We start from the raw sequence: 14037 nt of genomic DNA, 5'->3' as shown, positions 1-14037 counted from the left end.
CTATGTTTTGGGTCACCCAAGGAGTTCTTAGTTTTTTAGCAACAGCTGGTTTTGGAATTATTTTTAATGCACCTAAAAAAACTCTATTCCATTGTGGGTTAGTGGGAGCCATCGGATGGCTAATATACTATTCTCTATTGAAGCATGGTATGGATGCTGTATTAGCTTCATTTGCGGGTTCGTTTGTTATTTCGATTGTGGCACATATGTTGGCAAGACGTTTTAAAATGCCGATGATTATCTTTAGCGTTGCTGGTATTATTCCTCTCGTACCTGGGGGAATGGCTTACAATGCAATGAGACATGTCGTTGAAAATGAATATCTTGAAAGCATTCAATATGCAGCAAGGGCATTCATTATTACAGGTGCCATTGTTATGGGGCTTGTCTTCGCAGAGGTGTTTATGCAACTCATTTTCAATGTAATACGCAAACGTAAGGCAAAAGCGTTACAAAATGAAATTTAAAGAGATAAATGGCCATCGCTAATTTGAGCGATGGCCATCTTTTATTTACGAACTGTATTTATTGAAATAAATATAAGAAATTATTTTAAAAGGTTTTCAACCTCTTTAGGTGTAATAGGATGGCTAATATGATAGCCTTGTGCTGCATCACAGCCAAATGATGTAAGTAATTCGAGTTGCTCTGCTGTTTCAACCCCCTCAGCTAAAACACGCATATTGATAGATTTTCCAAATTGGATCATACCTTGTATTAATTTTTGCGCTTTCTTCTGATATTGAAGTGTTGAAATAAATGTTTGGTCAATTTTAATTTCAGCTAATGGTAAGAGTTGCATGAATCGGAAAGATGCATATCCTGTACCAAAGTCATCAAGGACGAAGACAATACCGTCAGCTTCTAATTGCTTCATCTGTTGAATTATAGAAGTTTCGGCTTCAGCTTCTAAAGCAAATTTTTCTGTAATTTCAATTTGCAATAGTTTAGCAGGACAATTTGTTTTCTCTAATACTTTTCTAATATGTTGTACCATGTTTTTATCACGGAATTCTCGTACAGATGAGTTAATACTTACTTTTAAATCTAAGCCTTTTTTGTGCCAAGCTACTGCTTGTAAACAAGCTTGTTCAAGCATAAAAGCGCCAATATCATTAATCAAACCAGTTTCTTCGGCGATTGGGATTAAGACATCTGGTGTAACGATACCAATTTCCTCGTCTTCCCAACGTACGAGGGCTTCTACACCAGTAATATTACCTGTCTCTAAATTTAACTGGGGTTGATAGAGTACTTTTAAGTTCTTTTTATCCAGAGCGATTAGTAGGCGCTTTTCAATAATGGCCTTTGTACTAAGTGCTTTATGATCAGCTTTTGTTAAACTAATAATATTGCCCCCACCATCAGAACGCACTTTAGAAATTGCTGCATGTGAAGCTTTCACTAAATGTGAGAATGATGACTGATCTTCAGGGTATTTTGTAATACCTCCGCTAATTGAAAGTGGTAGTGCACGATTGTTTACATAAATAGGGTGTTGTTTTAGATAGGCAAGGAAACCTTGGATAAACCATTCACCAAGTGGAGTTAATACGACAAATTCATCTATACCGACTCGAGCCATTGTGCTATCTTGGAAATATATCTTCATACGGTTTGTGAATTCCTGTAAAAGGACGATTTCTGTTTGTTCATCATAAATTTCCTTCAAAGAGTAAAATTTATCAATGCTTAGGTAAACAAATGTAAAGTGATTCTTTTCTTGAATCATGTCAGTGACAATTTGTTCTAAACGATAGCGATTCATTAAACCAGTCTCTTGATCGATATAAGCGATTTTTTCTAAGCGGTTTTGTAGCAATTTTTTTTCTGTAATATCATTTTCGAGCAGTATAAAGTAGGAAGGGTTTTTGCATGTCACGAAAATCGGGATAGCCGTTAAATCGACCCAATAGGATAAACCGTCTTTCGACATTTTTTCAACTTCGCCCTTCCAAGCCTTGCCGTTTTTAAGGGATGTCCAAATGTTATTTGCATCAGCAGTTCCGTCATCTGTTTGAGGGAACATTTGCCAAAATGTTTTGCCTATAATTCGTTTTGGTGTCCATTTGCTCCGTTTTAAGAAATTGTTGTTTGCGAAATTGATTAAACCTTCTTGATCCATCGTTAACATCATAAAGGAGGATTCCAATCCTGATTTCAAGCTAATTAATTCTTGATAAGGTGATGGGTCTTTTTGAATCTCATCTGTCATTTCAAAATGGAAAAATACATAACGCTCGTTTTCGATAGTAAATGCTTTTGCTAAAGCAGACGAAAAGATAGCTTCTTTATTTTTTGCTATGAATGCCATTTTATCGAAATGGAAAGGTTCAGGAGAACGTAAAAGCTTTGTCCATCCTTCTTTATGTAGGCCTGATTTCTCTGCTTCAATGAAGGGGGTAAATTTACCAAGGACTTCATCCGCAGAATAGCCGAAAGTTTTTTCGGCTTGGCGATTCCATGCTGCTACGATTCCTTCATGATTAACAATCATCATTGGAAATGGCATTTGGTTCAAAACTGAATTGGCTGTACTAAAAATTGTTTGAGTTTCATTCATGCATGCGACGACTCCTTGAAATTACTATATCTATCATTATAGTGAAAAGATTGTCATCCGTCATTAGTAATAGGTAATGTATATAAAAGAAATTCAGAATTATATATTAATATTAGTGATATATAAAGGATAAAATGGGTAGAAATATGCAAAAAAATATTCAAAATACAGTAAAATATAATCACTATGGAGGGGTTCGGTAATGAATCATCAGTCACATAGATTAAGAGGGATAATTCTGATTATTTCTGGAGCGATGCTTTGGGGTGCTACTGGGCCGCTCATGGAGTGGGTATTATCTAATAGTGAGTTAACTGTACCGTTTATGCTAACAGTCCGCCTCGTTTTGGCAGGTATAATACTATTGTCCTTTTTATTGATAACTAAAAAAGATGTAACAAGTATTTGGAGATATCCTGTTTGGTGGAGGAAATTAGTCATATTTGGCGTTTTAGGAATGCTTGGAGTGCAATATTCATTCGTAGCAGCTATTGATGCTAGTAATGCAGTTGTAGCCACATTACTACAATTTTTGGCACCTATTTTCATTATTATTTTTGTTTCAATCTCATATCGCAAATGGCCACCAAAATACCAAGTATTAGGTATTCTAGGGACGCTTGTTGGTTTGTTTTTATTACTCACTAATGCTTCCTTTGAGACATTGCTCGTAAGTTCTGAAGCTCTTTTATGGGGAGTTGTGGTTGGGTTAACATTTGCTTTTTATACTTTATATCCTGCAGCTATTATGAAGGAATGGGGTGTACTTATTGTAGTAGGATGGGGAATGCTAATCGGTGGTATTGTACTAGGTGTAATTTCGCGAGTCTGGAGTTCAGATGAATGGAGCCTATTGTTAGACCCGAAAATTGCATTAATGCTAACTGCTATTATTTTCTTTGGAACAGCTGCCTTTGTATTGTTTTTAAGTAGTATGAAATATATAACAGCTATAGAAACAAGTGTGTTGTCGAGTATGGAACCATTAACAGCTATGATCATTTCTGTTATTTGGTTAGGAAGAACACTAGCAATATGGCAAATTGTAGGAATCGTAATTATGCTTGTTTGTGTGACATGGCTTTCCATTGAAGGGGATAAGCAACAAGCAGATGAATAAATTTGGATAAAAAATAAATACCACTGTGTTTTTAAAGAGGTTTTTTATTAGATACTAAATTAGTGTGAAAAATTGTATTATCTATTTCGAAGCTCATTACTTATAAATTGCCTCTTTCACTTTTGGAGTGAAGGAGTTTTTTTTAGATATTTATGAGTAAAAAAAATTTATCATATTATCATTCAAAATATTTCGAGTTTTTATAGCACAAGTTATGTCTATTTTGTGGCATAATAAGGAATAATTAAATAAATTTCGAGAGACGAAATGAATGTGGGGGTTATACCATGAAGACAATGTTTTCATACATAAAACCATACAAATGGTTCGCTGTTATTGCTATTTCGCTCATGCTTGTAGAGCTTGCTGTTGAATTAATGCAACCATTAATTATCAAGAAAATTATTGATGATGGAATCGTTTTACAAGATTCTGCAACTGTTTGGTTATGGGGTAGCATAATGATGTTGATAGCTTTCCTTGGCTTTATTGCAGGTATTACGAATTCATTTTTTTCAGCACATGCATCACAAAGCTTTGCCTTTGATTTGCGAAATGCATTGTTTAAAAAAGTACAATCATTTACAATGACGACGTTTTTGAGGTTTCCAACGGCTGGACTTATTACGCGCTTAACAAGTGATGTATCTCAAGTACAACAGGTCTTATTTATGAGTCTAAGAGTCATGCTACGTACGCCTCTTGTTGTGATTGGTAGTTTAATAATGGCGTTTTATGTGAAGCCATCATTAGCCGTATATCTTGTAATAGGTGCACCGTTTTTAGCTATTTTCTTATTATTAATGGTTCGGAAAGGTATTACATATTTCTCATCCGTTCAAAAGCGTGTTGACCGAGTCAATCGTGTTATTCAAGAGAATTTACAAGCGATGCGTTTAGTAAAAGCCTATTTGCGTGGTATGTACGAAGCGAGTAGGTTTGAAAAAGTAGCGAATGCTTTGAAGGTAGATACCTCTAAAGCATTACGAACGATGGAGTATATTCAGCCCATATTGCTGTTTGTTATGAACGTTAGCTTGCTTGTGGTTCTTTGGTTTGGAGCGGGAAAAATTGAGCAAGGAGAAACACAGATCGGTGAGCTTGTAGCGATAGTCAACTATGCATTACGTATGACAGGGGCATTTTCAATGTTTTCATTTATTATCGTATTTATTTCACGAGCGAAAGCATCAGCGGATCGCATGGAGGAAGTATTGTTAATTGAAGAAGGCTTAGAAGATGATGAGATGGATAAAGGATTACTGGAAGTTCGACAACGTGGGACTCTACGTTTTGACAACGTTTCTTTTAAATATCCACAGACAGATGATTTCGTGTTGCGTAATATCTCTTTTAAATGTGAGCAAGGTGAAAAGTTAGCTATTATGGGTGCGACTGGCTCAGGTAAATCGACATTGCTACAGCTATTACCTCGTTTTTACGATACGACGTCTGGGGATATCTTTGTGGATGGAGAGAATGTGAAAAACTGGTCTTTAGAAAAGTTGCGTGAAGAGATTGGTTATGTACCACAGCGGGCATTGTTATTCACAGGTTCTATCCACGATAACGTAACATGGGGCAATACAGCTGCTTCAATTGAACAAGTGCAAGAGGCAACAATACAGGCACAAATCCATGATTCAATTCAGCATTTTCCAAATGACTACGAAACTAGAGTTGGTCAAAAGGGAGTAAACTTATCAGGTGGTCAAAAACAACGATTATCAATTGCTAGGGCATTAATACGTAAACCAGAATTTTTGATTTTAGATGATAGTACGAGTGCACTAGATGTCAAAACAGAATCGGCATTATGGAGTGCTCTAGAGGGTGAAGATGCAACAATGCTAGTGGTGACACAGAAAATTCGCACAGCAAAAGGAGCAGACCGAATTTTGCTTCTAGAAGACGGATTAGTTTCAGCATTTGGTACTCATGAAGAATTGATGGAAAGTTCTATATTATATCGGAAAATTGCGACTTCACAACAAGAGCAGGGGGTGGATGATAATGCTTAAAGCAATTCGAGAACCTTTTGGCTATAAAAATATTTTGACGAAAGAAGATATACAAAAGAAGCGCAATAAAAAGGTGGATCGTGCAACAAATTGGGGTTCAACGCTAGGACATATTTGGCGTATTGTGGATGAACAACGTGCGCTATTAATTATTGTTCTATTCATGGTAGTAGCGAGCTCGGTATTCTCATTACTAGGTCCTTATTTGATTGGGAAAATTATTGATAACCACATTATGAAGGCTCAGTTTGCAGGTTTGTCTAAGCTAATATTTGGTTTGATAGCCATTTATATAGGTTTGTCATTATCATTGTTTCTCCAAAACTATTGGATGATTGGTATTGCACAACAAACGATTTATCGCATGCGTACAGGTCTATTCACTAAGCTGCAGAAGTTACCAATTTCCTTTTTTGATAAGCGACAACATGGCGAGTTAATGAGTCGTATGACAAATGATATTGAGAATGTTAGTTCGACCTTGAATAGTACATTTATTCAAGTATTTTCAAGTGTTTTAACATTAGTTGGGACATTAGTTGTTATGTTGTCAATGAGTCCATTATTAACACTTTTGACGATGATCATTATTCCAGTAATGTTCGTAGCTACAAGATGGATTACACGCCGTACTGGCAAATTATTTAAAGAACAGCAGCGTGCATTAGGGGCATTAAATGGGATGATTGAGGAGTCGATTTCAGGACAACGAATTGTTAAGGCTTTTTCTCAAGAGCCGCGTATGATTGAAGAGTTTGCAGAGAAAAGCACTAAGTTACGACAAATTGGCTTTTGGTCTAACGTATACTCAGGTGGCATTCCAAAGGTCATGAACCTATTAAATAATGCAAGCTTTGCCATTGTTGCGGGAGTCGGTGGTTTATTAGCGTTGAAGGGTCAAGTTACAATTGGGACGATTGTGATATTTTCAGAATATGCGCGTCAGTTTACACGTCCTCTAAACGATTTGGCGAATCAGTTTAATAATGTTTTGTCTGCAATTGCAGGAGCAGAACGCGTTTTTGGGATTATGAACGAAGAGGAAGAGAAGGATTTAGCCTCAGATAAAGTAATCCATCAACTACAAGGTGATGTAAAGTTCAACAACGTCTCTTTCAAATATGAACAAACAGATGCAACGCATACGATAAAAAATGTTAGCTTTCACGTAGAGGCAGGACAAACAGCTGCTTTAGTCGGTGCTACGGGGGCTGGTAAAACAACAATTTTACAGTTACTCGCACGTTACTATGAAGTAAATAATGGTGAAATTACTATTGACGATACACCTATTCAAGCAATATCACGTCAAAATTTGCGCAGTCAAATGGCATTTGTTTTACAAGATCCGTTTTTATTTGAAGAAACAGTTAGAGAAAATATTCGATATGGTCAATTAAATGCAACAGATGAAGAAGTGGAGGAAGCCGCACGTAAGGCTAATGCTCATGATTTCATTATGAAATTGAAGAATGGTTACGATACATTTCTGACTGCTGATGGTGCTGAAATAAGCCAAGGTCAAAAGCAGTTATTGTCTATAGCAAGAGCGCTTGTTGCAGACCCTGTAATCCTATTGTTAGATGAGGCAACGAGTAGCATTGATACTGTAACAGAGTTGAAAATTCAAGAAGCTCTAGAACGTTTAATGAAAGGGCGCACAAGCTTTGTAATTGCTCATCGATTGAATACAGTACGCCAAGCTGACATCGTCTTTGTCATGCAACAAGGCGAGCTTGTTGAAGCAGGTACCCAGCAAGAGTTAACTGAAAAACAAGGGATTTATTATAAAATGTTAGAAGAATCAAATGCATAACTGTTTGGTAGATAGAAAAGGCATTCATCCATTTCAAATGGACGAATGCCTTTTTTGTTTATGTGGTAAATAGCTTGCCCTTAAAAAGAAGTGGGCGTTTTGCACGAATATCTCCGATAAAGAATAATCCGTAAGGGATGAATTTCTTTATAACTAAAGAGCCTATAATAGATACTCCCAGACATAGAACAGTATATCCAACGAGATCGTAGTCAAAGAAATTATTCATCTGTTTATCTACCGAAATATGCATATACATAATAGTGATTGACTGCATTTCGATAAAATTCAACGATTTCAATGGTGTGAAGCGCGTAATAAATTGGAATATACCGAAAATGGTAATGATAAAGATGAAAGGGATGACAAGGTCCAATAAGGCGTGATTGTAACGAATAAACTTCAAGCTTAAATGATAGTCAAATTGATCTATCCAAGCTAGACGCATTACCAAGAGAGAACTAACTGTACAAACTGTCCATAAGGGCAAACGTATGTGTAAGAACAAATCCTTTGCATAATAGCCAATGGCGAAGTAGACCAAAGTTATGAGCGTAACATCTAAATTCCATAGTATAGGAATTGTTTGTGCAGCTTCAGCTGAAGAGCCGCCAATAATATCTATTACATAGTAACTTTGGATATGCGCGATAATATAGCAAATTGCAAGTACAAGAAATTGATAGAATCGGTTTAAATATTTTGTTAGTAATAAGAATAATAAGTAAGTAAAGAATAAGACTGTTGTAAACCAAAATACACCGTAAGATCCGCGTGCATAACGTCCACCAATAATGAGCGTACTTAAATCCTCCATATACCATGAAATATCGGTATTTCCATAAGCGAATGCCAATATATAACGAATGCATGTAATAACCAATAGGAAAAAGAAATAGGGAACCATCAATTGCATAAATCGTTTTTTAACAGCTTTACGAATAGGCTCGTCCTTTGATAACGGTTTGAAAAATAATCCACTCAGTACAAAGAAAGCGGGCATGTGGAACCAATAAATATATTGTAAAAGAGGGTAATCCAAGTCGCCAGGAAAATGACCTATTACTACTAATATCATTAAAAATCCCTTTGTCACATCAACCCAAGTTAAGCGTTGTTTTGTCATTGTAAAACCTCCATCTCGATATTCTATACCCCTAAAAAGCCAAATGATAGTCGCTTAATTTGATAATTTGTTATCATTTAGATGACAAAACAATTACAACAAGGTGGTTTCAATTTGAATATTTTTATAATGAAAGCAACATATCCTATTGATGGTGAAACTTATCAAGAAGTTTTACAATTATTGAGAAAAGCTGAACTTGAAGATAAACTAAATTACAAAGTGGTGATGAACGAAAGTAGCTGGTGCAACCCAGAGGCATATGGCTTTCTAGTGCTGGCTTATGATGATGACAAGGACGAACTTGTTGGTGTAGCTAGTGCAGTTGATACGATGGGGTTCAATACTTTTGAATGGTCAGCAGTTGTAGCTCCTATGTATCGTGGGATGGGAATTGGTAAGCTACTAGTTGGGAGCATTGCAACTGGATTTAATGAACGTAATACTGTTGGAGAATTAGCTCTTACATTAAACGGTGACGAAGGTCGTAAATTCATCGAAGAGCAAGGCTATGAATATAGTTTTTCAGAAGCAACACTACAGGCATCTGCTGAATATACAGACGTTCTTAGAGACTTAACAATTCGCTTATATAATGGAGAACGCGATGCACTTGTTCCTATTTTTGAATCTGCATTTGATGATACTCCAGAAGATACAGATCATCTAATCTCTACGAATACGACAACAGAGGGACGCGTGTTATGGGTTGCGGAAAAAGCGGGTGTAGTTGTTGGTACTGTGACTTCAGTTGAAGAGAATGATGTCCAGTGGGTAACTGCTTTAGCAGTACATCCTGATTTCCAACGTCAAGGAATAGGAGCTGCACTTTTAGCATGGGTCAAAAATGTTGCTTCTAAAAAAGGGCAATCGACAGTATTACTTGATGTTGAGATTGAAAATGAACAAGCGCTATCTGTTTATGAAAGAGCTGGATTTTCGAAAATACAGCAAGTAGATTATTTTGCGAAAAAATAATCACTAGAAAAGAGCAGAAGGGGATTATTAGATGAAAATCATATGTTTTGGAGATAGTATTACAGCACGAAAAGAAAACTATCCAAAACCAGTGTTAACATCCATGCTAAAGTTGAAAATGAAACAGCATCAATTTATTAATGCTGGAGTATCTGGTAATACAACGGAGCAAGCTAGAGTTCGTTTTCAGAAAGATGTACTTTCAAAAAATCCTGATGTTGTAACAGTATTATTTGGTGGAAACGATTCTGCAAAGCATAAATTAATACCGATAGGCACGTTTAAATCTAATATTCGCTACTTTGTTCAGCAAATTGGAGCTGATCGAACTATTCTTATTACATCTCCGCCAGTCGATGAAGCATTACAACCAAATCGTAAAAATCAAAGGCTAAAGAAATACGGCCAAGCAGTCAAAGATGTCGCGGAAGAAACAGGATGTCATGTCATTGATTTTTTTGACATTCTCTACAGTAGGGTAAACTACAAGGAGCTTTTGGTCGGTATAAAAAACGATGGGTTACACTTCGGAGAAGCTGGTTACGAAATGTTATCAGACGCGATAATAGTAGAATTAAATAAAATGGAAGATGTGAGTAAAGTGGGTTTTTTCAAAAGAATTTGGAGCATCTTTAAATAATCCGAAGAATACCAAGCAAATAATAAATTGCTTGGTATTTTTAATTTACTAAATCATTTTAAGAGGTGTTTAAAATCATAAGTCATTTAAGGATAGTTGTAGTGCGATAATAATCTGGATATCATAAATCATTTATTTTATAAAATTCAAAATAAAAATTTGAAATCAATAATAATTTTTACTAAAAATATACATATTTAGTCGATAATATTCATAAACTAATGGTAATGTTAAAGGAATACAAAAACCATCGCAAAGGGGAGATCTACAATGAGATTACCTGCACTAGGAAAAGTCGATGAAAAAAACGAAAAGCAATTAGTAAAAGAGAAAAAGGGCATCCGCCGAAAGATAATGAATATATTCTCTAAAAAACAAAATTATTATCCTCTCTCTGCGAGGAAATAAAAAGAGGCTTCCAATTGTCGGCTTGCAAACGACTTTTGGAATGCCTCTTTATTTTTATTCTGCTAATAAAAACGCATTGCGTGAAGAGCCTACTAAATGTAGCTCATGCATGGCACGGGTGACAGCTACATATAAAAGCTTTCGATCAAGTGCTGTATCACGGAAAGGCTTTTCGATGGCTGTTACAATAACTGCATCGAATTCAAGCCCCTTTGCTAAATGACTTGGTATGACGAGAAGTGCACCCTGATCAATCTCGGATGATTCAGATAAAGTCTGTGCCATTACACCAGCATTTTGTAATACTTTCGTATAGTCCATTGCTTCATCAGAGGTTTTACAAATGAGTGCGATGGAGCGGTGCCCTTTTGCTCTAATTTGTTGATGAATATCTTCAATCGCTGTGGGGTCAATTATTCCCATCTCATGGAAGGTTGGTTCATCTCCATGACGGACAACTGGCTCTACAAGTGGTAAATCTTCGCCCATTTTCGATAAGATTTCATTTGCAACAGCCATAATTTCTATTGTAGTACGATAGCTTTTTTGTAAAGTTTTATAAGTAGCGCGAGGGAATAACTCGCGTACGGGCGTCCAGTCCGTTAAGGAGCGGTAACTATGTATACCTTGGGCCAAGTCGCCTACCATAGTGAACATATCAGTTTCTAGACCTTCTTTTAAAGCAGCTAACTGGAATAAGCTATAATCTTGCACCTCATCGATGAAAACAACGCGCATTTTCCATTCTTCGTTGACCCCTTTGATTTTGGCATGCAAATAGAAGATTGCAGCCAAATCTTCTAAGGCCCAAGTTTCTTTTATATGAGCGTTGAAAAATTGCGCATGCTCTTCTTCAGACCATTTGGGAGATAACTCTCTTTGTAAATCATAATTCGTCAAAAACTCACGATATAAGGATTTGATTTTATGCTTCTTAAAACGCTTCATATAACTTGAACAGGTAGATTTAGCCATCTTTTCAACAGCTGGAATTCGAACATCACGTTCATCAATCCATTTTGTAACTGTTTGTTTACGCTTAGCTGCATCTTGAATACCGAACAATGCCTTATCCAACATTTCATCATATCTTTTATTTAAAGAAAGTAGTATTTGCTTTTTCTTTTGTCGTACATAATTTTGTAGCACAGCTTTAATTCGTTCAATTCGCTTTTCAATGGGCATATAGGCAAAATCTTTTAAGAAGAGTTTTCTTAAATGAGAGCCTGTTAAAATGCGATATTTTTCGATATAAACGTCTTCGAATTGATCAGCTATTTGGGATTCAATCCTTTTTAAATAGCGATCCATAACATCTCGGTATTCTAATGAACCTTTCATTTTGGTCAGCCAAAGCACTGTTTCATCGGTAGTGTCTTCGCTCACGAGTTTTTCAAGCTGTTCATTTGGATTTTGGATTTTCAGCTTAATATCAGTTGCGTGTTGCACATAATCTGAGTAAGTTGTTTGGCAAATTTGATCAACACCAAGCTCAGGTAATACGTCGCCAATATAGTCTATGAATAGCTGATTAGGTGCTAAAATCATCAGTTCTTTTGCGTTGAAATGCTCGCCCATTGTATAAAGGAAATAAGAGATTCTATGGAGTGCAATAGTTGTCTTTCCTGAACCAGCTGCACCTTGTACGAGTATCGGTTGTTTTAAGTGAGCACGTATAACATCGTTTTGTTCAGCTTGAATCGTTGAGACGATTTCAGTAAGTCGTACATCAGCTTTACCTGCCAGTGCATCTTGTAATAGCTCATCATTTGTTGTCAGGTCAATATCTTGGACGTCTAATAGTTTGCCTTCTTCAATTTTATATTGCCGTTTTGAAAAGAGGTGCCCATTGTATTCTTCGTCATGTACTTTATAAGTAAGATCACCAAGTCGTCCGTCGTAGTATACGTTAGCGACAGGAGAGCGCCAGTCAACTATGATGGGTTCTTGTGTTTCACGGTCAAATAGAGAGGTCTTACCAATATATAGTTTTTCCGCTGGTTCGCCTTCTTTTTGAAAATGTATACGTGCAAAATAAGGTTTTTGTTGAACTGCTTCAAGGCCTTCTTTTTGATCACGTGCCATTTCAAAAAAACGAGCATTCGTTAAAATATTGAGGTAGCTTAAACTTGAATCTAGGTATTCTAAATCAGCCATCGATTTTCGAATACTGTCCTGTGCTGATTGAACGTCACGTTTGGATTCTTCTAAGAGTTTTCGCATATAATGTTTTGTGTAAGCCAGGCGCTGAGCTTCTTGTTCAAAATCGGGATGCTTCTGTGTCATTTACAGTCCTCCAATTTGGCAATTTTGCGTCCTGTTGAAGATGTTGGGGTTTTGATAGCAATGATAAATATTACTACATGAATTCAGAGAGTACAAGTAAAAGTTTTCAATTGTCTGGAAAATCTAGAAAGTGTAGCATATAGTTAACGAATAAACCTTTGGAGGAAATAATAAATGAAAATATTTGCACATCGTGGGGCTTCAGGTGATTTCCCTGAAAATACACTTTGTTCTTTTCGTGAAGCCGCAAGATTACCTATTTACGGTATTGAATTAGATGTCCAACGTACAAAAGATGGTGTTCTCGTTATCAACCATGATGAACGTATCAATCGTACTTCAAACGGAGAAGGCTATATCCGTGATATGACGTTTGAAGAATTACGTTCATATGATTTTGGGTCATGGAAAGGTGAACAATTTGCAGGCGAGAAAATCCCAACTCTGCAAGAGGTATTAGAGCTTTTCAAAGCGACTCATCATATGATTAATATTGAATTGAAAACGGATGTCTTTTCATATCAGGGGATAGAAGATGAAGTAATAGCTTTGCTAGTAGAAAATGACATGTTAGACAGAGTTGTTTTTGCATCATTTGATCATGAAATGGTGGAGCGAGTATTAAAAAAAGCACCGCAAAATGAAGTAGGGGCATTATTCATGAAGATATTAGTAAATCTACATGAGTACGGTGTAATGATAGGTACGGATGCACTGCATGTTTCATTAGTAGCGGCTAAACGAGAAGCCGTTAAAACGGCGATTGAACGAGGAAATATAGTGCGCGTCTATACTGTGAATACAATAGAAGATTATGATTTGATGAAAAAGCTTGGAGTCGAAGCTGTGTTTACAGATTATCCGGAGAAACTCTATATGCATGGGAATAAATAAAGGATTGGTGCTCGCTATTGGGAAGGAATCAGTGCTAGTCGAGAAGAGATAATCGCTACTGGGAAGAATTATCGATACTCAGAGCGAGATTAGCGCTACTCGAGAAGAAAGTATCACTACTCAGGGGAGAAGTATCACTACTGGAGAATAGATTATCACTACTCAAGGAGACCATAGCTACTCAA

11 protein-coding genes are annotated in these 14037 nt (G+C 36.4%); 8 read left to right on the top strand and 3 right to left on the bottom strand.

The features are described from left to right. The first annotated feature begins 2 nt into the window (after window positions 1-2). Entirely contained in the window at window positions 3-467 is a 465-nt protein-coding gene (locus MHH98_RS19780; RefSeq protein WP_038180337.1) for a threonine/serine exporter family protein, read from the top strand. Between the two features lie 80 nt (window positions 468-547). Here MHH98_RS19780 and MHH98_RS19775 read toward each other — a convergent pair whose 3' ends face one another. Next, window positions 548-2563, bottom strand: coding sequence for a sensor domain-containing protein (locus tag MHH98_RS19775; protein ID WP_038180336.1), 2016 nt, complete (start codon window positions 2561-2563; stop codon window positions 548-550). Between the two features lie 202 nt (window positions 2564-2765). Here MHH98_RS19775 and MHH98_RS19770 point away from each other — a divergent pair, with 202 nt between their 5' ends. The 3 genes from MHH98_RS19770 to MHH98_RS19760 all read left to right on the top strand — a co-directional run bounded on the left by MHH98_RS19770 (window position 2766) and on the right by MHH98_RS19760 (window position 7520). Beyond that, entirely contained in the window at window positions 2766-3683 is a 918-nt protein-coding gene (locus tag MHH98_RS19770) for a DMT family transporter (protein WP_340713422.1), read from the top strand. A 287-nt stretch (window positions 3684-3970) separates the two neighbouring features. Next, the gene (locus MHH98_RS19765) at window positions 3971-5704 is read left to right on the top strand and encodes an ABC transporter ATP-binding protein (RefSeq protein ID WP_038180331.1); all 1734 of its coding nucleotides are present in this window, start codon (window positions 3971-3973) and stop codon (window positions 5702-5704) included. Next, a complete protein-coding gene (locus MHH98_RS19760; protein WP_038180330.1) occupies window positions 5697-7520 on the top strand; it encodes an ABC transporter ATP-binding protein in 1824 nt (607 codons plus the stop codon). The genes MHH98_RS19765 and MHH98_RS19760 overlap by 8 nt, the downstream gene beginning before the upstream one ends. Before the next feature lie 58 nt (window positions 7521-7578). Here the strand turns inward: MHH98_RS19760 and MHH98_RS19755 are convergent, their stop codons facing one another. Beyond that, window positions 7579-8646, bottom strand: a complete 1068-nt coding sequence (locus tag MHH98_RS19755) for an acyltransferase family protein (RefSeq protein ID WP_076034263.1) — start codon at window positions 8644-8646, stop codon at window positions 7579-7581. Between the two features lie 114 nt (window positions 8647-8760). On the opposite strand from MHH98_RS19755, the gene MHH98_RS19750 reads away from it, so the two are divergent. The 3 genes from MHH98_RS19750 (at window position 8761) to MHH98_RS19740 (ending at window position 10672) form a co-directional block, all read left to right on the top strand. Beyond that, window positions 8761-9624 (top strand): GNAT family N-acetyltransferase, encoded by an 864-nt coding sequence (locus tag MHH98_RS19750; RefSeq protein ID WP_076034264.1) that lies wholly within the window; start codon window positions 8761-8763, stop codon window positions 9622-9624. Between the two features lie 31 nt (window positions 9625-9655). Beyond that, on the top strand, window positions 9656-10264 hold the full coding sequence (locus MHH98_RS19745) for a GDSL-type esterase/lipase family protein (RefSeq protein ID WP_340711633.1): 609 nt from the start codon (window positions 9656-9658) through the stop codon (window positions 10262-10264). Between the two features lie 270 nt (window positions 10265-10534). Further along, the gene (locus tag MHH98_RS19740; protein ID WP_155981159.1) at window positions 10535-10672 is read left to right on the top strand and encodes a hypothetical protein; all 138 of its coding nucleotides are present in this window, start codon (window positions 10535-10537) and stop codon (window positions 10670-10672) included. 54 nt (window positions 10673-10726) lie between these two features. Here the strand turns inward: MHH98_RS19740 and helD are convergent, their stop codons facing one another. Next, on the bottom strand, window positions 10727-12958 hold the full coding sequence (helD, locus tag MHH98_RS19735; protein ID WP_038180308.1) for an RNA polymerase recycling motor HelD: 2232 nt from the start codon (window positions 12956-12958) through the stop codon (window positions 10727-10729). A gap of 174 nt (window positions 12959-13132) precedes the next feature. Here helD and MHH98_RS19730 point away from each other — a divergent pair, with 174 nt between their 5' ends. After that, window positions 13133-13852: a glycerophosphodiester phosphodiesterase gene (locus tag MHH98_RS19730; protein WP_340711632.1), complete on the top strand. Its 720-nt coding sequence runs from the start codon at window positions 13133-13135 to the stop codon at window positions 13850-13852. Window positions 13853-14037: the final 185 nt, after the last annotated feature.

Source organism: Viridibacillus sp. FSL H8-0110 (genome assembly GCF_038003565.1).
GTDB classification, from domain to species: domain Bacteria; phylum Bacillota; class Bacilli; order Bacillales_A; family Planococcaceae; genus Viridibacillus; species Viridibacillus arenosi.
This window is presented reverse-complemented; position numbering and strand designations above follow the sequence as displayed.